Source organism: Candidatus Syntrophocurvum alkaliphilum, assembly GCF_009734445.1.
Classification (GTDB): Bacteria; Bacillota; Syntrophomonadia; order Syntrophomonadales; family Syntrophomonadaceae; genus Syntrophocurvum; species Syntrophocurvum alkaliphilum.
In genome coordinates, this window is record NZ_CP046457.1 from 708054 (window position 1) to 733231 (window position 25178).

The 25178-nt window shown below is 30.8% G+C and carries 20 protein-coding genes; 17 read left to right on the forward strand and 3 right to left on the reverse strand.

Annotated features, from left to right (window positions below; translation table 11 throughout):
* Window positions 1-28: 28 nt before the first annotated feature.
* The 6 genes from mqnE to SYNTR_RS03535 all read left to right on the forward strand — a co-directional run bounded on the left by mqnE (window position 29) and on the right by SYNTR_RS03535 (window position 7301).
* Complete coding sequence (gene mqnE / locus SYNTR_RS03510) at window positions 29-1114, forward strand: aminofutalosine synthase MqnE (RefSeq protein ID WP_320411454.1); 1086 nt, start codon at window positions 29-31, stop codon at window positions 1112-1114.
* Window positions 1115-1128: 14 nt separating this feature from the next.
* The gene (locus SYNTR_RS03515; protein WP_156203224.1) at window positions 1129-1956 is read left to right on the forward strand and encodes a menaquinone biosynthetic enzyme MqnA/MqnD family protein; all 828 of its coding nucleotides are present in this window, start codon (window positions 1129-1131) and stop codon (window positions 1954-1956) included.
* Window positions 1957-1963: 7 nt separating this feature from the next.
* Entirely contained in the window at window positions 1964-3037 is a 1074-nt protein-coding gene (gene mqnC, locus SYNTR_RS03520; protein ID WP_420885505.1) for a cyclic dehypoxanthinyl futalosine synthase, read from the forward strand.
* Between the two features lie 18 nt (window positions 3038-3055).
* Window positions 3056-3889: an MTAP family purine nucleoside phosphorylase gene (locus SYNTR_RS03525; protein ID WP_156203225.1), complete on the forward strand. Its 834-nt coding sequence runs from the start codon at window positions 3056-3058 to the stop codon at window positions 3887-3889.
* A gap of 12 nt (window positions 3890-3901) precedes the next feature.
* On the forward strand, window positions 3902-6688 hold the full coding sequence (locus SYNTR_RS03530) for a UPF0182 family membrane protein (protein WP_156203226.1): 2787 nt from the start codon (window positions 3902-3904) through the stop codon (window positions 6686-6688).
* 61 nt (window positions 6689-6749) lie between these two features.
* Complete coding sequence (locus SYNTR_RS03535) at window positions 6750-7301, forward strand: SGNH/GDSL hydrolase family protein (RefSeq protein WP_156203227.1); 552 nt, start codon at window positions 6750-6752, stop codon at window positions 7299-7301.
* Here the strand turns inward: SYNTR_RS03535 and SYNTR_RS03540 are convergent.
* Together SYNTR_RS03540 and SYNTR_RS03545 are read right to left on the reverse strand one after the other, a co-directional pair.
* Window positions 7298-8281, reverse strand: a complete 984-nt coding sequence (locus SYNTR_RS03540; protein ID WP_156203228.1) for a DUF814 domain-containing protein — start codon at window positions 8279-8281, stop codon at window positions 7298-7300. The two genes, SYNTR_RS03535 and SYNTR_RS03540, sit on opposite strands and share 4 nt — an antisense overlap.
* The gene (locus tag SYNTR_RS03545; protein ID WP_156204683.1) at window positions 8281-8748 is read right to left on the reverse strand and encodes a 2-thiouracil desulfurase family protein; all 468 of its coding nucleotides are present in this window, start codon (window positions 8746-8748) and stop codon (window positions 8281-8283) included. Before SYNTR_RS03545 ends, SYNTR_RS03540 begins: the two co-directional genes overlap by 1 nt.
* A gap of 138 nt (window positions 8749-8886) precedes the next feature.
* Between SYNTR_RS03545 and SYNTR_RS03550 the strand changes: the two genes are divergently transcribed.
* The 11 genes from SYNTR_RS03550 to SYNTR_RS03600 all read left to right on the forward strand — a co-directional run bounded on the left by SYNTR_RS03550 (window position 8887) and on the right by SYNTR_RS03600 (window position 22771).
* A complete protein-coding gene (locus SYNTR_RS03550) occupies window positions 8887-10236 on the forward strand; it encodes a YheC/YheD family endospore coat-associated protein (RefSeq protein WP_156203229.1) in 1350 nt (449 codons plus the stop codon).
* A gap of 13 nt (window positions 10237-10249) precedes the next feature.
* Window positions 10250-11593 carry a YheC/YheD family endospore coat-associated protein gene (locus tag SYNTR_RS03555; RefSeq protein ID WP_156203230.1) on the forward strand — a complete coding sequence of 448 codons (1344 nt, stop codon included), beginning with the start codon at window positions 10250-10252 and terminating at the stop codon, window positions 11591-11593.
* A 111-nt stretch (window positions 11594-11704) separates the two neighbouring features.
* A complete protein-coding gene (locus SYNTR_RS03560) occupies window positions 11705-12826 on the forward strand; it encodes a S1C family serine protease (protein WP_156203231.1) in 1122 nt (373 codons plus the stop codon).
* Window positions 12827-12897: 71 nt separating this feature from the next.
* A complete protein-coding gene (locus SYNTR_RS03565) occupies window positions 12898-13983 on the forward strand; it encodes a 6-phosphofructokinase (protein WP_243140255.1) in 1086 nt (361 codons plus the stop codon).
* Between the two features lie 100 nt (window positions 13984-14083).
* The gene (locus tag SYNTR_RS03570) at window positions 14084-14932 is read left to right on the forward strand and encodes a 3-hydroxyacyl-CoA dehydrogenase family protein (RefSeq protein WP_156203232.1); all 849 of its coding nucleotides are present in this window, start codon (window positions 14084-14086) and stop codon (window positions 14930-14932) included.
* A 25-nt stretch (window positions 14933-14957) separates the two neighbouring features.
* The gene (locus SYNTR_RS03575; RefSeq protein ID WP_197079176.1) at window positions 14958-15788 is read left to right on the forward strand and encodes a PH domain-containing protein; all 831 of its coding nucleotides are present in this window, start codon (window positions 14958-14960) and stop codon (window positions 15786-15788) included.
* Window positions 15789-15972: 184 nt separating this feature from the next.
* On the forward strand, window positions 15973-17037 hold the full coding sequence (gene ychF / locus SYNTR_RS03580) for a redox-regulated ATPase YchF (RefSeq protein WP_156203234.1): 1065 nt from the start codon (window positions 15973-15975) through the stop codon (window positions 17035-17037).
* 15 nt (window positions 17038-17052) lie between these two features.
* Window positions 17053-18408, forward strand: a complete 1356-nt coding sequence (gene trkA, locus SYNTR_RS03585) for a Trk system potassium transporter TrkA (protein ID WP_156203235.1) — start codon at window positions 17053-17055, stop codon at window positions 18406-18408.
* Complete coding sequence (locus tag SYNTR_RS03590) at window positions 18405-19850, forward strand: TrkH family potassium uptake protein (protein ID WP_156203236.1); 1446 nt, start codon at window positions 18405-18407, stop codon at window positions 19848-19850. Before trkA ends, SYNTR_RS03590 begins: the two co-directional genes overlap by 4 nt.
* A 140-nt stretch (window positions 19851-19990) precedes the next feature.
* Window positions 19991-21148, forward strand: coding sequence for a YheC/YheD family endospore coat-associated protein (locus tag SYNTR_RS03595; protein ID WP_156203237.1), 1158 nt, complete (start codon window positions 19991-19993; stop codon window positions 21146-21148).
* Window positions 21149-21151: 3 nt separating this feature from the next.
* On the forward strand, window positions 21152-22771 hold the full coding sequence (locus SYNTR_RS03600) for a putative amidoligase domain-containing protein (protein WP_156203238.1): 1620 nt from the start codon (window positions 21152-21154) through the stop codon (window positions 22769-22771).
* Here the strand turns inward: SYNTR_RS03600 and SYNTR_RS11810 are convergent.
* The gene (locus tag SYNTR_RS11810; protein WP_156203239.1) at window positions 22768-25110 is read right to left on the reverse strand and encodes a M99 family carboxypeptidase catalytic domain-containing protein; all 2343 of its coding nucleotides are present in this window, start codon (window positions 25108-25110) and stop codon (window positions 22768-22770) included. The two genes, SYNTR_RS03600 and SYNTR_RS11810, sit on opposite strands and share 4 nt — an antisense overlap.
* Window positions 25111-25178 lie beyond the last annotated feature (68 nt).

The window sequence follows — 25178 nt, forward strand, 5'->3', positions numbered from 1 at the left end:
AATTTATTAATAAATAGGGAGTTGTACTATGCAGATGGATAAACATATGCAACTATTATCTAAAAAGGTAGCAAATAATGAACGACTTACTAAAGAAGATGGTCTTTATCTATATGAATGTAATGATTTAATAAGTATAGGTAAACTTGCAAGAGACGTAAAACAAAAGAAAACCGGAAGAAATGTTTTTTTTAATGTTAATCGTCACATTAATTTAACTAATATATGTGTTTCTAAATGTGAATTTTGTGCTTTTGGTAAGGATAAGGATGAAGAAGGTGCTTATCTAATGTCTGTGGAGGAAGCCTTTAATTTTGGGGCAGAGGTTGTTGAGAATGGAATTACTGAATTTCATGTAGTCAGTGCTATGCATCCCGATATGCCATTTAATTATTATGTAGATGTTATTAAAAGACTACATCAAGCCTATCCAAATATTCATATGCAAGCTTTTACAGCAGTAGAGATACATCACTTTTCTAAAATTACTGGATTAAGTATTCGCGATGTTTTATTACAATTAAAAGATGCTGGCTTAGGCTCTATTCCAGGTGGCGGTGCGGAAATATTTAATGATGATATTAGAAAGCAAATTTGTCCTAAAAAAGCAATGAGCAATGATTGGTTAGAAGTACATAAGACTGCACATGAATTAGGAATTAAGTCCAATTGTACAATGCTTTTTGGACATATAGAATCATTTGAAGATAGAATTAATCATTTAATAAAGTTAAGGGAACTTCAAGATGAGGCTCCCGGTTTTCAATCTTTTATTCCACTTCCTTTTTTACCGGATAATACTGGATTAACCCATATTAAACGAACAACAGCCATAGATGATGTAAAAACTATTGCTATATCGAGGCTAATGCTAGATAATATTGAACATGTAAAAGCGTTTTGGGTTATGTTAAGTGTTCCAATAGCGCAATTATGCTTAGAATTCGGTGCTGATGATATTGATGGTACCGTTCACGAAGAAAGAATTATGCACGCAGCAGGTGCTACTACGGATAAAGGAATTAGTAAAGATAATATAATTAGGTTAATAAAAGAGGCTGGGTATCTACCAACGGAAAGAGATACACTCTATAACGTTTTAAGAACTTATTAAGATAGGAGTTACTTATGAGACCAAAAGTCGGACATATTCAATTTATTAATTGTTTTCCATTATTTTATGGACTTATAGAAAAAAAATTTTTGCTAGAAGTCGATTTAATAAAAGGTAATCCAACTGACTTAAACACTATGCTATTAGAAAGAAAATTAGATTTAGCCCCTGTTTCTTCAATAGCTTATGCGGAAAATTACAAAGACTACTTATTGATGCCGGATATATCCATAAGTTCAGATGGTGATGTAAAAAGTATTTATCTATTTTCAAAAGTGCCTATAGATAAGCTTCATGGCAAAAAAATAGCTTTAACTAACATTTCAGCTACTTCTCAAGTCCTTTTAAAAATTATTATGAAAAAGGGTTATAATGTTTCCCCAGAGTATTTTACTTCAGCTCCTGAATTAAGAGCAATGTTAATGGAGGCAGATGCAGCTTTATTAATAGGAGATGATGCATTAAGAGCTAAGTATACTTTTGATAATAGTTTATATATTTATGATCTAGGCAGTGAATGGAAAAAACTAACTAATTTGCCGATGGTTTTTGCTGTTTGGGCAATTAGAAAAGATTTTGCAGAAAATAATTTTAATATAGTAAAGCTTATAAAAGATACGTTTATTGAATCTATAGAACTAAGTTTAAATAATTTAGAAGATGTTGCCACAAAAGCTTGTGAATATGAAAGTTTTTCTCCAGATTATTTGGTTGATTATTTTAAATGTTTAAAATTTGATTTTAATGAAACACAACAGAATGGCCTTATAGTATACTTTAAAGAAGCTAAAGCTATGGGGTTAATTAATGAAGTACCAACACTTAATATATTAAATATTTAATTTATAGGTGAATAATTTGAAAACATCAAACATTTTAAATGAAGTAATTAAAGGCAAAAAAATAAATAAAGATGAATTTCTTTATTTATATAAATATGGAGACTTACTAGAGATAGCTCAGGCCGCTAATAAAGTAAGGGATAGTTTAGTTTTTAAAGATAAAATTACCTTTGTTGTAGATAGAAACATTAATTACACTAATATATGTTCATGTCGCTGTAAATTTTGTGCTTTTTATTGTGATAAAAGCGATTCTAGTGCATATGTAATAGAAAAAAATGAACTTTTTGCAAAAATTGAAGAAGCAATAGAACTGGGTGCTAGCCAACTAATGATCCAAGGTGGACTAAATGATAATCTCAAAATTGACTATTTTGAAGATATGTTTAAATCAATAAAATCTAAATTCGATATAACCATACATTCATTAAGTGCTCCTGAAATATTTTATATAGCCAATATATCCAACTTAACAATTAATGAGACTTTACAAAGATTAAAAAAGGCAGGATTAGATTCGTTGCCTGGTGGTGGAGCTGAAATTTTGCATGATGAAATTAGAAACAAAATCAGTCCCAACAAAATAAATACTAACGAATGGTTAGATGTAATGAAAAAAGCTCATCATTTAGGTATGAAAAGCACTGCAACAATGATGATTGGTAGTGTGGAAAATATACATCATCGTTTATATCATCTTGAAAAAATTCGACAACTACAAGAGGAAACTGGAGGTTTTCGTGCATTTATAGTTTGGACATATCAACCCGGTAATAATGATTTAAGGGGAAGTAAAGTAACTTCTATAGAATATTTACGCTTTTTAGCTTTATCTAGACTTTACTTGAATAACATAACTCATATCCAAGGTTCATGGGTAACACAAGGTAAGAAAATTGGACAATTATCAATCCATTTTGGTGCAGATGATTTAGGAAGTATAATGATAGAAGAAAATGTGGTAAGATCAGCTGGAGTTGCTTATAAAATGGATAAGCAAGAAATGATTGAGCTTATTAAAGCAACTGGAAAGGTTCCAGCGATAAGAGATACGGAATACAAGATAAAGCAGTTATTTTAATTATAGGGGGAAAAAAAGATGAGCATTCCTCAATGTGATATTGCTTTCATAGGTGGTTCAAGCACACTTAATGTAAATATTCCAGATGAATTAGACTTAGATTTTGTTGAAGTAATTGATACGAATCTTGTTTTTGAAACTCCTTTTGGAAAAAGTCCTGAGTTTAAAAGACTTGTAATATTTAATGAAGATGAAAAACGTTATGTTTTATGTTGTCGTATGCACGGGTGGAGAAGAGGGGTGAACAGAGCAGATGCATCAAGACAAATTTTTTGGGTTTTTAAACAAGCCGGAGTTAAAAAAATTTTAGCTGAAGGTGGAGTAGGAGCAATTAATTACCTTTTAAAACCTAGAGATATAATAATACCACATGACTATATGGATTTTTCAATAAGAAAAGACGTAGGTTTAGAGGATAAGTATCTTTTAGTTATGAGAGATGCCCTATGTCCTGAAACTAGGGATTTAATTTATAAAAACGCTAATGAAGTTTGGGAAGAAAAGGTTTTTGATAGAAGTATTTATGTTAATACTGATGGACGGCATTTTGAAAGTCCAGCTGAAATAAATATGTTTAAAATAGGTGGGGGAGATGTAGTTGGTCAAAGTATTTGTCCAGAAGTATATTTAGCACGTGAGATAGGTGCGTGTTATGCAGGAATATATTTGGTTGTTAACTATGCAGAAGGTATTGTATCACCTTGGCAGCATGAAGAACTTGCTGAAATTTTCTATACAGAAGGTTATGCTCTCGGAAAGATTATCTTCAATACTCTTAAGGATGTAAAAATTAAAGGAGGTTGTGGTTGTAAGGATTTAAGGAAGGAAACTCTTTTGAAAGGAATATATTAAAGGGAGGTTATCATGAGAAATTATTCAACAAGTAGCATTGTGAAAATAATAACACTAATACTTGCAATTTCTATTATATCAATTTTTGCAAGTCTTTATGTGGACTGGCTTTGGTTTCAATCAATTGATTTTGAATCTGTTTTTACTATAACAGTATTAACTAAAGTTGGGCTCTATACAATAGTATTTTTACTATCTTTTTTGTTTTTATATTTAAACCTAAGTATAGTTAGAAAAAACCTTAAACCACCAGAAAGGCCCTCACATACAGACGATGGAAGAGAAATTTTTTATCTAAATCGTGAAGAGCCTCAGCAATCGCCGTTTACAGAAATTCTTACAAATAAAAATGTAAAATGGTTACTTATTGGTATAAGTATATTTGGTGCACTACTTATTAGTTCAGCTTCTTTAGATAAGTGGTTAGTAGTGCAACAGTTTTTTAACAAAGTAACATTTGGAGCGTTAGATCCAATTTTTAATAAAGATATATCCTTTTATTTATTTGATTTAACATTTTACCAATTTATATATGGTACTCTGATGTTTACTTTAATATTAACTGTTTTAACAGTTGGAGTTTTATATTTTTTAAATTCTAGTTCGGAAATATTTTTTGCTGATTTTAAAGAATTCACTTTTGCTAAAAAGCATATTGCAGTTTTAGTATCTATAATCTTTTTGATTCAAGCTTGGGGTTATTATTTAGCGGCTTATTCTATTCTTTATTCACCATCAGGACTAGTATTTGGTGCTACTTATACTGATGTAAACGCTAAATTATTAGCATATAGAGTGTTACTAGTTATAGTAATAATATTAGCACTAATAATTCTCTTTAATGTATTTAAAGAACGTTTAACATGGGTGGTAGCAGGAATAGGTGTTTGGGTTGCAGTAGCTATAATTTTAGGTAGTATATATCCTTCGGTTATACAAAATATGGTAGTTAATCCTAATGAATTTAACCGAGAACGGCCTTATTTGGATAATGCTATAGAATTTACTCGAATGGCATATGGATTAGATGAAGTAGAAAGAAAACGATTTGATATTGACTATGATTTAACTATGGAAGATATAGAAAACAATCCAGCTACAATCAATAATATTCGTTTGTGGGATTGGGAGCCATTAACAGAAACTTATAGAAGTCTTCAAGAACTTAGGACCTATTATGTATTTGATAATATAGATATTGACCGATATACAATAGATGGAGAATATCGTCAGGTAATGCTTTCAGCTCGTGAATTAGAACAAGAAGATTTACCTGATAATGCTAAAACTTGGATAAATCAACGTTTAATGTATACTCATGGATATGGAGTTACAGCAAGTCCAGTTAATGAGGTTGCACCTGATTCAGGATTTCCTAATTTTATCTTAAGTGATATACCTCCTGTATCTACAACAGACCTTACTGTTAATAGACCAGAAATTTACTTTGGAGAAAGAACTAATAATGATGTAATTGTTAACACCGAACAACCTGAATTCCATTATCCTATGGGTGAACAAAATGCTTATACGTTTTATGAAGGAGACAAAGGAGTTAAACTAGAATCATTCTTTAAACAGTTAGCTGTGGCTTGGACACAAAGAGATTATAGAATATTATTATCTTCTGATATTACAAACGACAGTCAAATATTAATGAACAGAAATATTCAAGATAGAGTAAATAAAATAGCACCTTATTTAAGATATGATCGAGACCCATATATAGTAATAAGTGATGAAGGACACCTATATTGGATGTGGGATGCTTATACAGTAACTAATAAGTTTCCTTATTCAGAACCTTTTGATGGCAATAACAACAATTATATAAGAAATTCGGTTAAAGTTGTTGTAAATGCTTATACTGGAGAAACCAATTTCTATATTGCTGACGATTCTGATCCAATTATACAGACTTATAGTAATATATTCCCAGATTTGTATAAACCATTATCGGAAATGCCTGAATATCTTCAAAACCACTTAAGATATCCGGTTGATATGTTTAATATTCAAGCAGAAAAATATAGACATTTCCATATGACTGATACTCAGGTTTTTTATAACAAAGAGGATGCTTGGATAATACCAAATGAAATTAGTGGTGGTCAAGAAAGAAAAATGGAGCCATATTATACAATAATGCGCTTACCAGAAGAGGATCAAGAAGAATATATTTTAATGCTCCCCTATACACCTCAAGCAAGACCAAATATGACAGCTTGGATGTGTGCTAGAATGGATGGAGATAATTATGGTAATTTACTTGTATATGACTTCCCAAGAGGGGAAACAGTATATGGACCTATGCAAATAGAGTCAAGAATAAACCAAAACACTGCAATTTCACAGCAACTAGCTTTATGGGATCAAAGAGGCTCTAGAACATTTAGAGGGAACTTATTAGTAATTCCAATAGAAAACTCTATACTATATGTTGAGCCACTATATCTACAAGCAGCAACAAGTGAAATACCAGAATTGAAACGCGTATTTGTTGCTTATGGAAATAGTATTGTAATGGAACCAACTTTAGATAAAGCACTTGAAAGAATATTTGGAGATCGTGAAAGACCAGCACCTGAAATGCCAGAAGATATGCCTGAGGATATGCCAGAAGAAGCAATTGTAGGTGATGAAACATTTGAAAGTGTTCAAGATTTAGCTCAAAGAGCTAGTCGTATTTATGAAGAAGCAAATCAAGCTTTAAGACAAGGAGACTGGTCTAGGTACGGAGATAGAATGGATGAACTAAACGATGTTTTAAGACGCTTAGAGGAAACTGTGGCTTATTAAGCCACAGTTTTTCTCCATATATTTATTAGGAAATTTAGTTAGTGAATAGGAGAGAAAATTTATGAGTAACAAAGAAAATAAAGTAATAGTTTGTTTAGGTGATAGTATTACTCATGGATACCCCTATGGTCCTCAAGAATCTTGGGTAAAAATGTTAGCAGAAACTACTGGATATGAGTTTATAAATCAAGGCATTAATGGTAACACAACAGAAAATATGTTGAACCGATTTAATAGATCTGTTTTAAGATACAAACCAACGCATTTGCTTATAAGTGGTGGTATAAATGATGTTTTAATGCGAGATACATTTGCTCAAACCACTAATAATATAATAAAAATGCATAAGAAAGCTAAAGAGCATAATATAAAGGTAATATTCGGCTTACCTACGCCTGTGGCCTATCCTGAATTTGAAGCGATGCTTAAAAAGTTGCGTACTTGGATGATTGAATATGCTATTAAAAACAATATTAAAGTTATAGATTTTTCTAGAGCATTTTATGATGAAAGCAATAACCTTCGTAGGGAACTTCTTCTCCCCGATGGAGGTCATCCAACAAGGGAGGGATACAAAGCTATTTTTTCAGTAATAGATTTAGAAATATTTTAAACTAATGCTGGGGTTTCTTCTGGTTTTAGTGGTTGAACATTTATAATATTTCCTTCAGCATTTTCTGTGTTAAATATTCTTATATTAGCAGTTGTTTCATTTTTAGCATCACTATAACGAGCTACAATTTGACCGGCATAATATATATCTTCATCAGTCATTGTATTCATTTTTCTTAATATAGCTAGTGGTCCTGGTCTATCTGCAACCTTTAATAGGTAGTCTGTAGAAAATGCTATATTTTTTAAACTTTCATTTTCACTATGATTTCTACCAATAACTAATAAATTATAATCTCCTATGTAAAAATGTCTGCCTATTTTTAATATTTCTAATCCTTTAGCACCATGATCTGGTGTTATTTCTAAAGTCTTTTTCAATCTGCGTGAAAAGTTTTCATCTGTTAATAAACACCCACCTGCTGGTGAGGGATAATCCACTATTCCGTATTCTTCTGCTAATGCCATTTGCCTAGTTCGGCTTCTACCGCTGATATCAAGTAGTTGTTCTCTATCTACCCATCCATTTTCTTCAGGAATTGTAATAGGTAAAAGTTTTGCTGATAATGGTCTAAGGATATAACCCTTATATCCGGATAGCTTTTCAACAGTTTGAAGAGCTGATTTATTTTGGCTCATAGGTCTTTGCCCTAATACTTCACCAGTTATTAAAAATGATGCTTCTAAATCTAACATAAGATCACCAGCTTTTTTGAACATAAAAGCGTGGCAATCTATACATGGATTAAAATTTTTTCCATAACCATAAATAGGTTTTTTCACAACATCCATATACTCTTCACTTATATCAGGTGTTAAAAGTTTAATCCCTAAGTCTTTAGCTGCTTGAATTGTTTCCTCAGTAGCACCAAAAAATGGAGATTTAAAATTAATAGCAATTATTTCAATTTCTAAATCCTTAATTATTTTTGCTGCAAGTTGTGAGTCTAAACCACCCGAAAATAAACTAATTGCTTTCACTATTTAGACCACTCCTTATTATTATATTCTTCATTATTTATTACATTGATTTTGTTTTCTTTTAAAAGAGCAGTTGTTACTCCATCGCCTTTAATTAACTTACCACTAAATGATCCATCATAAACGTTTCCCATCCCACATGAAGGGCTTCTACTTTTAAAAATAGCGGTATCTATGTCTAATAACTTTGCTATATTTAGTGTTTCGTATGCACCCTTAATAAATTTAGCAGTAACATCTTTTGTATCCTTGGTAATAACCTTAGTTTTATTATTATATAAAACATCAATACCGGTACCGTTTTTAATTTCACTAGGTGTTCTAGGTGTAGTCAGCCCACCAAGCTGCTCAGGGCATACAGGTATAACTTCTCCCTTTTTAAAAAGTTCAACAAACAAGGGATGGTAATTACTTTTACCATCATATTTGCAATTTATTCCACATAAGCAAGCGCTAATAAGTTTTATAGTACTCACTCCCTTCATTACAACTCTTTTTGCGCAAATATATCTATTAGATTTATTTAAATTTTATCTTAATCATAATAGCAAAGAAGTAAAGGTTTTCATATTATAGGATACCATAATATTTAGGGTGGAGATATTGTGTATGGATTTACTATGGTTAATGTAGCTGCAAATCCTAAAGGAAAAGAAAAAATTATACAATTTGATAAAAAAACTGCAGAAAAATTAAAATTAAAAAGTGGTGATGAAGTGCTTTTTTGTTTTGGTCAACAAAAAAGTAGCTTAATTGTTGAAATACGAAACACAAAAAGTAATATTAACATTTTTTTAACCAACAAAGATATTAAATATTTTAAATTAATTGTTCCTAAAAAATATGGCATAAATGTTAAAGGTAATCAAATAAAACTAGGTCCGGTTGTAGGCGTAATGGCTGATTTATTTAAACAAAAGGCTAAGCCATTTGGTCCACAAAGTTTTTTTATCAAACAAATGATTACTAATGGTGATAACATAGGTGTATTTTGTTTTGCTTTTTGTCCTTATAATATAAATTTAGATAAAAAAATTATTAGAGGCTACACATATAAAAACAATAAGTGGTTTAAAAGTACTTTCCCACTGCCTGATGTTATATTTCCAAGAGAAAGAGGTTATTCTCATACTAATTTAAAAGTAAGAAGCAAGCTTGAACAACTCGGATGTTACTTTTTGAACCCTCCCCTAATAGGAAAATGGGAAACTTATCAAATTTTATCAAAAAATCCAATGTTGTTAAAATATTTACCTGAAACAGAACTAATTAATAACTTTAACCAAATAAATAAAATGGTTAAAAAGCATGGTGCAGTTTATATTAAGCCAGTTAAAGGTTCACAAGGTAGGAATATTATTAGATTAAGAAAAAAAAGAAATTCATCTTATGAATATAAATATGAGATTAACAATCATACAACTACTGGTAGTGCTATTGACATCCATCATTTAAGGCGGCAACTTAGTTCTATTATGGGTAACAAAAGATTTATTGTCCAAAAAGAAATAGATTTATTAAGAAATCGTGACCATATTATAGATCTTAGAATATTTGTCCAAAAAGATCATACAGGAAAATGGAGCATTACAGGGAAGGCTTGTAGAGTTGGAAGACTAGGTTCAATAACTAGTAATATTTCATCGGGTGGAAAAGGTTATAAAGTGGAAAGTATGCTAATGAGACATTTTCCAGATAAAGAATTAAGGGAAAAAATATTGCATGATATTAACTATGTATCTATAGAATCTGTTAAATCTTTAGAGCGAGCAATAGGTAAAATAGGTGAAATGGGTGTTGATATAGGTGTAGATAAAAAAGGCAAAGTATGGTTTATTGAAGCAAATATGAGGCCAGCTAGACACGTATTTAATCTAATTGGAGAAACAGATACAAGACTACAATCTGTTATCAAACCCCTTTTATACAGCAGATACTTAGCAGGATTTAGGTAGAGGGGGTAGAAGAATGAACTTAATAGGAAAATTATTTATATCACCACATCTTAGAGATTCACTTGAAATACCGATACAGTCAGAAATAAATGTAAGAGTAGGTAGCTTGATAGTCAGAACCAGGTTAATTATACGTGAAGGAAACAAAAAATCATATATGTTATCACCAGAACTCAATAAAGCTTTATTATTAAAAACACGTAAAAAATATAAGATAAGATATGATCACCAAAATAATATAGTTCATATAGGTCCTACCATAGGTATATTAGCTATTAGCCTTCCTAACAAAAATGAGTTTGATCCTAAAGGCGTTCAAGCTGAATTAATTTACTTAAGCAATATAGCAAAAAATTATCTGGGTCAAGTATATATTTTTACCCCAAATTCAATTGACTGGTCATCTAAAACTACTAAAGGTTATGTATATAAATATATTAGACCACATTATGGAGTATGGACTTCCGCAAGATACCCTTTGCCAGATGTTGTATATGATAGAATTACTACTAGAAGAAGTGAGTCTAAAACTTCAATTCAAAAAACAAAGGATAATTTAATGAGTTTACCTTATCTTAAATATTTTAATCCATCATTTTTAGATAAGTGGAAAGTACATCAAGTATTAGATTCTAATCCTCAGTTAAATGATTATTTACCAGAAACGTATTCATTTAGTAAGGAAAACATTGAGTCCATGATACAAAAATACTCTACTTTATACTTGAAGCCTATTCATGGTAGTTTAGGTAAAGGAATAATAAAGCTTACTAAAGATAAAAGTGGTAAATTACATTATATAATTCATAGAACTGGACGAATTAGAGGTAAAGCAGACAATATTGAAGAATTCATTAAAAAGACTAAAAAATCCCATGGGAATAGACCATATATTGTTCAGCAAGGAATAAATCTTGCTAAATATAAAGGGGCTCCTTTTGACATAAGGATTATATTTCAAAAGAATAGTAAGGGAAATTGGCAAATTAGCAAAAAATTTGCGAGAGTTGCGCCTAGGGGTAGTAGTATATCAAACTTAAGTAGTGGAGGAAAAGTACAAACAACTAAAAAAACTTTTAGATATCTTTTTAATAAAAAAGATACAATTGAAGCAAGAAACAAAGAAATAAAAAATATGTGTTTAAAAATAGCCAAAACTATTGAAAACTCATATGATGGTACTTTTGGCGAGCTTGGTTTAGATATAGGTATAGATATTAAGGGGCATCCTTGGTTAATAGAAGTTAATTCTAAACCTAGAAAAACTACGGAAACTGTATTTTCAAAAATCATAGTAAAAAATACATTTAAGAGACCGATAGAGTTTAGCATATATCTAGCTGGATTTTGTAAATAATTTATCAAAGGCAGACTAAAAAACGTCTGTCTTTTCTATTTTCTACTGATTAATAGAATGATAATATTTATATTATAAGGCAAGTATTATCTATAAAGGGGGAAAGATTTTATGGGAAACAGAAATATGCGTATGATTGTATACATTTTCATAGCTTTAATAATTATTAGTACTATGTTTACTATTTTAAGGGAATCAACTGAAACTTCACCAACACTTAAAGATAGCGGAGCAGCTGAAATAACTACTCCAGTCATGATTGGACCTACTGATATAGCTGATATGGTTGAACAAGTATCACCTGCTGTTGTAAATATAGAAACTAGTGTTAAAACACAGTCACGTGGAGGAATTTTTCATGATCCATTTTTTAAAGAATTTTTTGGTGGTGATATAGGTCCACAAGATAGAACAAGAAGTGGTATTGGTACTGGTTTTATTATTAGTGAAGATGGATTAGTAATTACAAATCAGCATGTTATAGAAGGAGCAGATGAAATTTTTGTAACTATTAGTGGGCATAGCAAAAATTTACCTGCTAAAATTGTTGGTCAGGATTATGAGCTAGATTTAGCAGTTTTAAAGATACAATCAGATGATAAATTTACTCCTATTAATTTAGGAGATTCAGATAATTTAAGGGTTGGTGAATGGGTGGTAGCTATAGGTAACCCTTATGGACTTGATCACACAGTAACTGCTGGAGTTGTTAGTGCTACTGGCAGACCAATTGAGATAGGGGATAGAGTATACAGAAACTTAATACAAACTGATGCAGCAATTAATCCTGGTAATAGTGGAGGACCATTAATTAATACCAAAGGAGAAGTAATAGGTATTAATACTGCAGTTAATGCCCAAGCACAAGGAATAGGGTTTGCTATTTCAATTAATACAGCTAAAGAAGTCTTGGATGAGCTGATTAAAGAAGGTAAAGTAATACGTCCATACATTGGAGTATTATTACAGGAAGTTGATAATAATATAGCTAACTATTTTGGTATTGAAAAACATGGTGTTTTGATTACAAACATTGCTACTAATAGCCCTGCTGCAGAATCGGGATTGCAAAGATACGATGTTATAATTGGAATAGAAGGTCAAACAGTAGAAAATTATGAAAAACTACAACAAATAATTCAGAATAAAGAAGTAGGAGATAAAATTATGATTGAAATAATTAGAGATGGAAAGGTAGTTAAAGTTCCATTAACACTTGCCGAAAAACCATAAACATTCATAAGGTTTATTATAACAAATTGATGATTTTTAGTTTTAAGGAGGACATATTATTAGTGAACAAAATTTCTAAAATTGGAGTTTTAACTGGAGGAGGAGATTGTCCAGGTCTAAATGCTGTAATTAGAGCAATAACTAAAAAAGCTATAAGTATTTATGACATTGAAGTTTATGGTTTTTTAGATGGCTTTAAAGGCTTAGTAAATAATAATTATATAAAACTAGATTTATTAAGAGTGTCTGGTATAGGTCATTTAGGAGGTACAATTTTAGGTACTACTAACAGGGACAACCCTTTTGAATTTTATTCAATAAAAAATGGTATAGAATTTAAATCTGATCAGTCGGATCAAGCGATTGAAAACATGAAAAAACTAGGTTTAGATGCTTTAATAGTTATTGGTGGTGATGGTAGTTTAAATATTGCTTTAAAATTTTATGAAAAAGGTGTAAATATTATAGGAGTACCTAAAACAATAGACAATGACTTAATGTGTACTGATGTAACTTTTGGTTTTAATACTGCGGTAAACACAGCTTCAGATGCTATTGATAAACTACACACAACAGCCGAATCACATCATCGGGTTATGATTTTAGAGGTGATGGGTAGATATGCTGGCTGGATTGCATTACATGCTGGAATTTCAGGTGGTGCAGATGTTATTTTAATACCTGAAATTCAATATGAAGCAGAATATATAATAAATAAAATTCGTTCTCGTTACGAAAAAAATAAAAAATTCAGTATCATAGTTATTGCGGAAGGTGCTACTGGTAAAAACCAAGACATGGCTATTCAGAAAGTAGTTGATAACAGCCATGATCCTATAAGACTTGGTGGTATTGGTAATAGGTTAGCTAAAGAAATAGAAGAATTAACAGATATAGAAACAAGAGTTACAGTATTAGGCCATCTTCAACGAGGAGGTTCTCCAGTACCCTATGATAGGATATTATCTACTCGTTATGGTGTAGCTGCAGTTAAATCAGTAGTAGATCAAAAATATGGAAACATGGTGAGTTTACAAGGTACTGAAATTGTTAATATACCAATAACAGAAGCTGTTAAGGACATAAAACGAGTTGAACCTAACTCCCATTTAGTTGAATCAGCACGTTCGTTAGGAATTAGTTTTGGTGATAGATAAATTTATTTTTTGGTAATAATATTGAATTTTTACTAAATAAGCATATAATAGAGTCAATTCTTTTATTAAAAACCATATCCTAATGTTGGGAGGAAAATAAGTGCACAAAATAGCAGTTTTAGGTGCAGGTTTCATGGGAGCAGGAATTGCTCAAGTAGCCGCTCAAGGAGGCTACAATGTAATAATTAGAGATATTCAAAAATCTTTAGTTGAAGATGGAATAAATACTATTAAACAGGAGCTAGATTACCTTATTGAAAAAGAACAATTAACACAATCAGAAAAGGAAAAGGTTTTAGCTAGAATAAAAGGTACTACAGATTTAGCAGAATTATCAGATGCAGATATTGTCATTGAAGCAGTTGTCGAAAATATTGCTATAAAAAAACAACTCTTTGCTGAACTAGATAACATTTGTCCAGAACATACTATTTTAGCTACAAATACATCTACTCTATCTATTACTGAAATAGCATCTGTTACAAAAAGAATAGATAAAGTTATTGGAATGCATTTTTTTTATCCAGTACCGAGAATAAAATTAGTAGAACTAATTAAGGGATTAGAAACATCAGATGAAACAATAAAAATTGCTCAATCTTTTGTTAGGGATATAAATAAAGAACATGTATTATTAAAAAGAGAAAGTCCTGGATTTATTGTAAATAGAATATTAATTCCTTATTTAAATGAAGCTATATTTGTTTATGGAGATGGGATAGCTGAAAAAGAAGATATAGATTCAGCATTGAAAGCAGGTGCAGGTATGCCTAAAGGACCACTTGAAATATCTGATATGATGGGACTAGATACCCTATATTCTATAACAATGGTTTTATACAATGAATTTAAGGATACAAAGTATAGACCACATCCACTTTTCTCATCAATGGTTAGAGCTGGTTATTATGGGGAAAAGACAGGAAAAGGCTTTTATGAATATGACTGATTTTAAATAAATGGAGGGAATAAACTTGACTTATAATGCAAAAAAATCTAATGGACCTCTGTTAGGGTTAATTACTGGCTTTATTGTTTTTAGTTTTATTATATGGGGTATAAACTTTTCTTTAGATGATACTGCAACAATGCTTAAAATACTTTTATATATACCTGCATTTTTATTTATGGGTATGTTTATATTCATTATAATTAGTGCATTTAGTCTAAAATATCAGTTAACTAATGAATCACTTATTATAAATATAGGTATAAAAAAAATTGAGCTTAAGTTTGAGGATATAAATGAAATAGTACATATAAAAGGTAAAAGCAATTTATTTTCAATTATGGGAGTAAGTTGGACTGGAGTAATAATAGGAATATACATAATAAAAGGTATTGGCTCTGCAAAAATGTTTGGTACAAATTATGAAGAAGAAATAATTTATCTTAAAACAAATGCAGGTCTTTATGGCATTACCCCTGAAGATTTTGATTTAGTTAATAAACTTGCTGAAAAAACCTCAAGAACAATTCAGATAATAAATATGGATGATATTCCTATAGAAGAAAAGGGCAAGTCAATTAATGAGGATAGTTTTTATAAAATTCTATATAATGTAAATTTAGCTTTTCTAATAACTTTTGCATCATACTTAGCAGTATTTTTTCCATTAACCCCGGATGCACCTAACATTATAATTTTATTATTAGTATTAGCTATAGCATTATTCTTTTTTAACATAGGGAATGCTGGGAGACTCTATCAATTTAGTCAACAAGGTAGTTATTTTATGTTAATTATAAGTATAGTTGTAACAGGAATATTTTTAATTCTTTCTTTTGCAGAATTAACTTTATAGACTTTAGGGAATAATTAATATAAAGTAAAAAGGGTAAAACATGTTATTGCTAACATGTTTTACCCTTTTTACTTTATATTAGTTGCATGTATCATACATTATGTAAACTATAATTATACTGGAGTTTTTTGTATAGTAACTATATAATAATTCTTGTAGTATTTTGGGAAAGGAACGATTAACAATGCAGTTAGGTATAATTGGGTTGCCGATGGTAGGAAAAACAACAATTTTTCAACTATTAACTAAAACAAATGAAAAAACTTCTAATCAAGCTAAAGCAAATACTGCGATTGCAAAAATACCTGATAATAGAATAGATTTTTTGTCTAAACTTTATAAACCTAAGAAGACAACTTATGCACAGTTAGAAATAGTAGATATACCAGGCTTAATTTCAGGGACTAATAAAGGTGCTGCTGTGTTTTTAGATTCTGTTAGAAAGGCTGATGCTTTGTTACAAGTTGTTAGAGCTTTTGATGATGAGGATGTTCCGGCTGTAACTGACGAGATTAATCCTATTAAAGATATTGATAGTATAAACTATGAACTATTGCTAGCAGATTTAGACTTAGTAGAAAAAAGAATTGAAAGAATTAACGAAAATAAAAAAAAGAATCAAATGCAAAAAGAGCTTTCTTTACTTGAAAAATTAAAAGAAACTTTAAGTAATGAAACACCTCTTTTATCAGTGGAACTTGATGAAGAAGAAAAATTAATAGTAGATAATTACCAGTTTTTAACCACTAAACCTATGTTTTGGTGTCTTAATATTGGAGAAGATGATTTATTATCTAAAGATTACCCATACAGTAGAGATGTACTAGAATATGCAAAGGAAAAAGGGATACCTATAGTAGAATTATCAGCTAGTATAGAAAAAGAGATAGCGGAACTTGACGAGGATGAAAAAAATTCTTTTTTAGAAGAGTTAGGTATAGATGAATCAGGAGTTGTTAAAATTGCTCGCGGAATGTATGAAAGACTTGGTTTAATATCATTTTTTACTGTTGGCGATGATGAAGTAAAAGCTTGGACAGTTGAAAAAGGAACTGTGGCTAAAAAAGCAGCGGGAAAAATTCATTCAGATATTGAAAGAGGTTTTATTAGAGCCGAAGTCGTTGAATATGATGATTTATATGAATGGGGTAGTATGAATGCATTAAAAGAAAAGGGTTTATTTAGACTAGAAGGTAAAGAATATATAGTAAAAGATGGGGATGTAATACACTTTAGATTTAATGTTTAAGGATGGGGTTAAGAAATGAAATCTATTATAATAGGTGCTGGTAAAGTAGGGTTTAGTATAGCACAACTTTTATCAAGTGAAGATCATGACGTTGTTATAATAGAACATGATGAAGATAGAATTGAAATATTAGATGAACTATTAGATGTTAAGGTTATTAAGGGAAGTGGGTCTTCTTGGTCAACACTTGAAGCTGCTGGAGTAAAAAAGGCAAGTATGGTAGTTGCAGTAACCGAAATTGATGAAGTTAATATGATATCATGCCTGCTTGCAAAGCAATATGGAGTTGAAACAACTATTGCCCGTGTAAGAAATCCCGAATATACTGAAACTCCGCATTTTTCACCAGAAGCTTTATTAGGTATAGATTTAATTATTAATCCTGAACGGGTCACGGCTATGGAAATAGCAAAAATAATTCGTGTGCCTGAAGCCCTTAATGTTGATTATTACGCAGACAACAAGGTTCAATTAGTTGAGTTAGTCGTTGATGAAAATTCACCTATAGCTGGAACAAAGCTCAAGTTTTTAGAAACAACTCATTATGTTATTGTATCTATTATTAGAAAGCACAGAATGTTAGTACCTACTGGAGAAGATATTATATATGCTGGAGATCATATTTATGTCATGGCTAAGACAAAGGAGATGCCGCAGGTTATTAAAGCATTGGGTATTAAAAGAAAAAAAATAGAAAATATAACAATATTAGGTGGAGGAAGAACTGGTTGGTATTTAGCTCATATTTTAGAGAAACAGAAAGTACCAGTAAATACAAAGATTATAGAAAAAAATTATAAAAAGGCCCAAAATATTGCGGGTCGTCTTGAGAAAACACTAGTTATATATGGTGATGGAAGTGACTTGCAGTTACTAGAATCTGAAAACATTGGCAAATCCGATTTATTGATCGCAGTTACAAGTGATGATAAAATTAATCTTTTATCATCACTAATTGGTAAAAACTTAGGAGTAAAAAAGACTATATCACAAATTAAAAGAACTGATGTAATGCCCCTTGTTGAACAAGTTGGAATAGATATTATATTAAGTCCTAGAATCTTAACAGCTGGTGCAATTTTAAAATATACAAGACAAGGTGATATTATATCAGTTACTGTTTTAGGAGAAGATAGGGCTGAAATGATTGAGTTAATTGCTCAGCCAAAATCTATAGCAGTAAATAAACCATTAAAAAAATTACGTTTTCCTAATGGGTCAGTTGTAGGTGCAATTGTTAGAGGAGATAGTGTTATAGTACCTACTGGTGACAGTATAATAGAACCTTATGATCAACTTATGATGTTTACTTTACCCAAAAGTGTTCATAAGGTGGAAAAGCTGTTTATCAATGGAGGAAAAAAATTTTGATCAGGTCTACAATATTAATAAATTATGTAGGGAAAATTGTTTTGATTGTAGGACTAGCAATGCTATCTTCAGTTATTGTTTCTTTAATATATAAAGAAGATGATGCTTTAAACTTATTTATTGCATCTGTAATAACTATAGGTGTTGGCTTAGCTACAAGTTTACTAGTTAAAGCTAACAGCAATATAACCTATAGAGAAGGCTTTGCAATAGTTGCATTTGGATGGATAGCTGCTTCTTTATTTGGAACTCTTCCTTTTGTACTTACTGGATATATGCCTACTTATGCAGATGCTCTTTTTGAGACAGTATCAGGCTTTACAACTACTGGAGCATCGGTATTAAGTGATATAGAGGCATTGCCTTATGGACTATTATTTTGGCGAAGTTTAACCCAGTGGCTTGGTGGCATGGGAATAATGATTTTATTTATAGCCATTATAACTGGTTTAGGAGTTCGCGCTAAACAAATTTACAATGCTGAAATTCCTGGTGGAACAATGGCTGATACTATAAGCCCAAGGATAAGAGAAACAGCTAAAATTTTATGGAAAACATATATGGTTTTAAGTGTAATACTATGTGTATTATTGTATAGCTTTGGCATGAATTTATTTGATGCTTTAGCACATACATTTACTACAATGCCAACAGGGGGATTTTCTACTAAAAATGAGAGTATTGCTGCGTTTTCACCAGCTATTCAATGGATAATTATAATTTTTATGTTTATAGGTGGGGTTAACTTTGCCCTTCATTATTTTGCTTTTACGAGCAAAAGCATACAAGCCTATATTATGAATGCTGAATTTAGATTATTTTGCTATATTATTATTATTAGTGGTGTATTAGTAGTTACTAGTATTTCATCTTTAGGAGGAGACCTAGAAGAGACAATACGTAACACATTATTTCAAGTAATTTCTATTGGTACTACTACTGGATTTGCTACAGCAGATTATGATATTTGGCCTCCGCTTGCCAAAACTGTACTACTAATGCTAATGTTTATTGGTGCAAGTTCTGGCTCAACCACCTGCAACATAAAGGTAGGAAGATATTTAATACTTTTTAAACAAGTTTTAGTTGAATTAAAGCAAATGGTTCATCCTAAAGCAATAATATCACTAAAAATGGGACAAAAGACAATAAATCAAGGGTTAGTTCGTAACGTACTTGTTTATTTTTTTATGCATATGGTATTTGTAATAAGTGGAGCTATATTACTATCCATTTTACAAATTAATATGAGCGATTCTATATCTGCAGCAATTTCCTGTATGGGGAATATTGGACCAGGATTTGGTGCAGTTGGACCTACTGAAAATTATTCATTTATACCGGATTTGGGAAAATACTATTTAAGCTTTTTAATGATTTTAGGTAGATTAGAGATATTTCCAGTACTAGTTCTCTTGCTTCCTCACTACTGGAGAGAGTAACAAAAGGGAAAAATTGATAATTTTACAATTAATACCGACTAAGTTATTAGTCGGTATTTTTTGTTTTTTCAGATATATGGCACCGACATTTCTCATTTTTCATATTATACATTAAGAAATGAATAGAGGAGTTGCAATAAATGATAAATGAAAATGATAGAGATAATCTTCGTGATAAAAAAAGAAAAGAGACTCCTTTAGTAGGTGTTATAACAGCAAGAAAAAAAAGTGAGAAACGTTCTAATCAATTTCCATCAAAAAGAGAAGGTAGAGTCTTTAGAGAAATGGCTTTAGAGGGTTATAAAAAAGGTATAACCATCTATTTTTTTTATCCTGATGGTGTTAAATGGAAAGAGAAAAAAATTAATGGATATATATATAAGCCTAAAAGCAAGCCATCTTGGGTGAAAAAAGTAATGCCATTACCTGATATTGTTTATAACCGTATTGTTTACCGTAGTCTTGAAAACAAAAAAGAAGTAAAAGAAATATTAAAAAAATTTGAAGCAAATCCAAATATTTTTCTTTTTAATACAAGGTTTTTAAATAAGTTAGAGTTACACGATGCCTTGATAAAACATGAGACTAGTAAACAGTTTATACCTGAAACTAATCGCTTTAGTTATGAAAATTTAAAAAAATACTTGCATTCATACAACGAGGTTTTTATTAAACCTAAAAACAATAGTACTGGTAAAGGCATTATAAAAGTTATTAAAGCTAACAGGGGTTACTATTATTCATTTGCAGAAAGCAAAAAAAACAAATGGTATAGTAGCCCAACAATTGAAAGGCTTTATAGAAGTTTAAGGTTTAAAGTACCCAATAAATCAAATTATCTAATTCAAATGGGGATACCACTTCTAAAAATGAATGGTCGTATTTTTGATCTTAGAGCTCAAGTTCAAAAAAATGGTAATGGACAATGGGTTTTAACTGGAATTGCGGTTAGATTAGCTGCGTTAGGTAAATTTGTTACTCACATACCCAATGGTGGTAGAGCAGCTGAATTTAATAAGGTAATAAAGGAAATTTACAAAAATGAACTAGCCAAAGAAGAAAGAGTAATTAATGAATTAAAAATTATTACCAAACAAATACCTAGAATTCTGGAAAATGAACTGCAAATTAATTTAGGAGTACTGTCATTAGATCTTGGTATTGATACTCAAGGTAAGATGTGGATTATTGAAATAAATTCAAAACCAGCAAGTTTTGATGAAAAAGATATAAGATTTCGTCACTTAAATTATTTAACAGACTACTTTTTATACATTAACAGTAATAAAGAGGACTGATATATGATGAATTTAGGTATATATTATAAAAAAAATAAGATAGGTAATAAAATATATGATAAATTAAGTGAGAGCATAAGTGCGATTGAATACCAAGAATTTAAAATTAAAAATCAAATATATTTAAATATTCAATTAAAAAAAGAGGGATCTAATTTAAAAAGAGTACTAAATACACCTAAAGCAATAGTAAATACTATTTCAAGGGATACACTTTCTGAAATTCTTCAACATAATAATGTGGCTCAAATTAAGGGAAGAGAGTCTATTAATCGTACTTACGAAATATTAATCTTTGATTTATCAGTAATCTCTATTAGGCAAATTACTCATACTAGAAATAAAAAAACAGTTAAATATGCAAGTAAAAAAGATGCTAAAAAGGCAGTAGAAATAGCATTAAGAGCTCTATACTTGACTGGTCTTGATTTTGGTATGGTAAAGGTGGTATTTACCTCTAGGCATGCATATAAAATAAGGACCATTAATCCGTCACCTATTATTAGAGAACGAGATTTTAGTTTGTTTATTAAAAAAATTAAAAGGCTTTATGATAATGAAGGCACAGCAAAAAATGCAAATATAAAGATGGGCGCTGATCCTGAATTTATGTTAATAAATGCTAATAGTGGCAGATTAATAGCAGCATCAAAATATTTTCCGAGGGAAGGTACTGTTGGTTGTGATAGCATTAGGATACCAAATCGTCAACAACGTCCAATTGCTGAAATAAGGCCAGCCCCTGAAGAATCTCCATTAGAATTACTTGACAACATAAAGAAAGCATTAAATAATGCTAATAAAATGGCTCCCTATAAAAATGTAAAATGGATTGCAGGAAGCCTACCTGTGAGTGGATATCCAATTGGTGGGCATATTCATTTTAGCAAAATTAAATCTAATTATAGCATATTAAGAGCTTTAGATAATTATATTTGCATTCCTATTTTTTTAATTGAAAACCCAAGAACAGCAACAATACGTAGAAAAAAATATGGTTTTTTATTTGACTATAGAGAAAAAGATTATGGGGGGTTTGAGTATAGAACCCCTGGAAGTTGGTTAGTATCACAAGAAGTTGCTACAGCTATATTATGTTTAGCAAAAGTTGTAGCTAGTCATTATTACGAATTAAGAAGGAATTTCTTTTTAAATGTAGAAGCGCATAAAGCTTTTTATTCTGGCAATCAGAACTATTTTAAACCTATATTTAGAAAATTATGGAGTGATATTGAACAAACCAGTTCATATATTTTCTATGAAAAAGAACTAAAAACCCTATATACTATGATTTTTAACAATGATTTATGGAATGAAAAAGATGATTTAAGAAAAGCTTGGGAAGTTTCTTGGAATAATAAAAAATCTTCTAGTAACAAAAATAAATCCAGAAAAACATCAACTACATCTACTAGATCCAATTCATCTAGAAACACAAGAAGAAGACCAAGGAGTGTTACTACTCGTACCAATAGTAGAAGCACAAATAGATCATCAAATACTGGTAATACAAACAGTAGTCAAAATCAAGAACAGAATAATAGAAACCGGAGTACTGTTACCCAAGGAAGGATAACAGTATCCGGTCCAACAATTCATACACAACCATTAAGATTTTATTAGCGCATACCAGCTTCTTCTAAGAGAATATCAGTAGCTATTAGTTGATTATCTATTCTAGTAGATAAATCCTGTTTCATACATGACTCAAAGATGAAAGAATTTACTCCTAGATGTTGTCCAGCACTTCTAGCTAAACTTCCTTGTACTGGATAGGTTAATAAAGTAAATCTTTCTAGAGAACGAGTTGCGTTTGTATTTAATTCACTAACCATTCTTTCTGCAACAGGTGTCATTTCAGAGTTAGGATAATGAATAACAGTTTGGCCAACTGAATTAGTTGATGGATTCCTATGAAAATCAAAACCTTCATGCATATCCATTAACCAATCAACATCATAATCTTTTACTACATCGTATATTGCACTAGCTAATACATGGCTTGGGTTTCCTGTTCTAGTAGTTGGGAATTCTCTATTTAGGTCACCTTCACCTGGAGCAGAGCGTCTATTAGCTTCAATAGCTAATTTATTTGCTTCAGGTATTACTAATAAAGTACCTTTATTAGGAGAATATTCTTTAACTTTGTTTGCAGCATGATATCCTGCAATTTCACTACCATGTATACCACCAACAATCAGAACAGTTGGACCGGGAACTCCACTATCTATAATATAAAGTTCAGTAGCATATTTAGTACCCGGTGCAAGAATTTCAACCTCTCTAGTTTCGCTAATTTCTGGATCGGAAACTTCAATCATATTTAATTGATGAAGAAGCATAGTAACAGTTCTTATTTGATAGTCAATTCTAGTATCTAAATCATCTTTAAGAGTACTTTCAAATATAAAAGAATTAACTCCTAAAATTTCAGCTGTACTTCTTGTAAGACTACCATGAGCAGGAAATCTTAATACTGAAAAATGCTCAGATGAATTAGTAATTGATCTGTTCAATGCAGCATTAGCTCTTTCTACAAATCCTTGGGTTTCTCCTACTGGTTGATAAATAAAAGTTTGTCCAAAAGCTCTATCACTTGAAGAAATATGATAATCATGTCCTTCATGCATGTCCATAAGCCAATCAACATCATATTCTTCGATAACATCAAAAATTTCTTGAGCTAAGAAATGATCAGCATTTCCATTATCACTTCTAGGAAATACACGGTTCATATCAGGCTCTCCGGAAACAGTTCTTTGATTAATGTCAATTGCAGGCTTATTAGCCTCTGGTAAAACTAATAAAGTGCCTCTTTCAATTTCAAAATCTTTAACTTTTTCGGCAGTCTTATAACCAGCAACACCATGACCATGAATACCACCAACAACCATAACAGTTGGGCCTGGTACTTCACCTTCGATAACATACATCTCAGTTTCATAGTCTGTGTCTCTAGCTAAAGTAAAAGTATTATAGTTTTCTTCAACTGGCTTTTCTTCAATTTCTTTCATATTAATTTCTTGAAGAAGCATAGTAACAGTTCTTATTTGGTAGTCAATTCTAGTATCTAAATCATCTTTAAGAGTACTTTCAAATATAAAAGAATTAACTCCTAAAATTTCAGCTGTACTTCTAGCAAGACTACCATGAGCAGGAAATCTTAATACTGAAAAATGCTCTGATGAACGTAATATAGTTCTGTTAAGCTCATCATTAGCTTTTTCAACAAACTCTTGGGTTTCACCTACAGGTTGATAAATAAAAGTTTGTCCAAAAGCTCTATCACTTGAAGAAATGTGATAATCATGTCCTTCATGCATGTCCATAAGCCAATCAACATCATATTCTTCAATCACATCAAAAATCTCTTGAGCTAAGAAATGATCAGCATTTTCATTATCACTTTTAGGAAACACACGATTCATATCAGGCTCTCCTGAAACAGTTCGTTGATTAATGTCAATTGCAGGCTTATTAGCTTCTGGTAAAACTAATAAAGTACCTCTTTCAATTTCAAAATCTTTAACTTTTTCGGCAGCTTTATAACCAGCAACACCATGACCATGAATACCTCCAACTACCATAACAGTTGGACCTGGTACTTCACTTTCGATGACATACATCTCTGTTTCATAGTCTGTGTCTCTAGCTAAAACTATCTTATTGGGATCTTCTAGTTCTGGGTTTACTATGGGATCTATCAAACTACTGGGAATAGTAAGATTATAATCTGAACCACTTAAGGTTAGAAATGATTCAAATGTTGATCCATTAAAATTAAATTCGATAGGAACTTCTTTAGAATTGTCATTGTCACCTATGGTAATGTCAAATGTACCAGAATAGGTGTCAGTTGCTGCTTTTACTTCCTCCAATCCAACAAAAGCAACAAAAACAAGAATAATTGCTAGTATTACGGATGAGAGCATACATTTACCTTGATGTCTTACTTTTTGCATTTTAATTCAATCCTTCCCTTCTTTAATTTATTTTTGAAAAAAAGTAAGTAACACCAAGATTCAACAAA

Excerpts from the sequence above, each read along its gene's own strand:
- mqnE (WP_320411454.1), top strand. The coding sequence starts at position 29 with ATGCAGATGGATAAACATATGCAACTATTATCTAAAAAGGTAGCAAAT.
- ychF (WP_156203234.1), top strand. The coding sequence starts at position 15,973 with ATGCAGTTAGGTATAATTGGGTTGCCGATGGTAGGAAAAACAACAATT.
- SYNTR_RS03595 (WP_156203237.1), top strand. The coding sequence starts at position 19,991 with ATGATAAATGAAAATGATAGAGATAATCTTCGTGATAAAAAAAGAAAA.
- SYNTR_RS03600 (WP_156203238.1), top strand. The coding sequence starts at position 21,152 with ATGATGAATTTAGGTATATATTATAAAAAAAATAAGATAGGTAATAAA.
- SYNTR_RS03525 (WP_156203225.1), top strand. The coding sequence starts at position 3,056 with ATGAGCATTCCTCAATGTGATATTGCTTTCATAGGTGGTTCAAGCACA.
- SYNTR_RS03555 (WP_156203230.1), top strand. The coding sequence starts at position 10,250 with ATGAACTTAATAGGAAAATTATTTATATCACCACATCTTAGAGATTCA.
- SYNTR_RS03560 (WP_156203231.1), top strand. The coding sequence starts at position 11,705 with ATGGGAAACAGAAATATGCGTATGATTGTATACATTTTCATAGCTTTA.
- SYNTR_RS11810 (WP_156203239.1), bottom strand. The coding sequence starts at position 25,110 with ATGCAAAAAGTAAGACATCAAGGTAAATGTATGCTCTCATCCGTAATA.
- trkA (WP_156203235.1), top strand. The coding sequence starts at position 17,053 with ATGAAATCTATTATAATAGGTGCTGGTAAAGTAGGGTTTAGTATAGCA.
- SYNTR_RS03535 (WP_156203227.1), top strand. The coding sequence starts at position 6,750 with ATGAGTAACAAAGAAAATAAAGTAATAGTTTGTTTAGGTGATAGTATT.
- SYNTR_RS03530 (WP_156203226.1), top strand. The coding sequence starts at position 3,902 with ATGAGAAATTATTCAACAAGTAGCATTGTGAAAATAATAACACTAATA.
- SYNTR_RS03515 (WP_156203224.1), top strand. The coding sequence starts at position 1,129 with ATGAGACCAAAAGTCGGACATATTCAATTTATTAATTGTTTTCCATTA.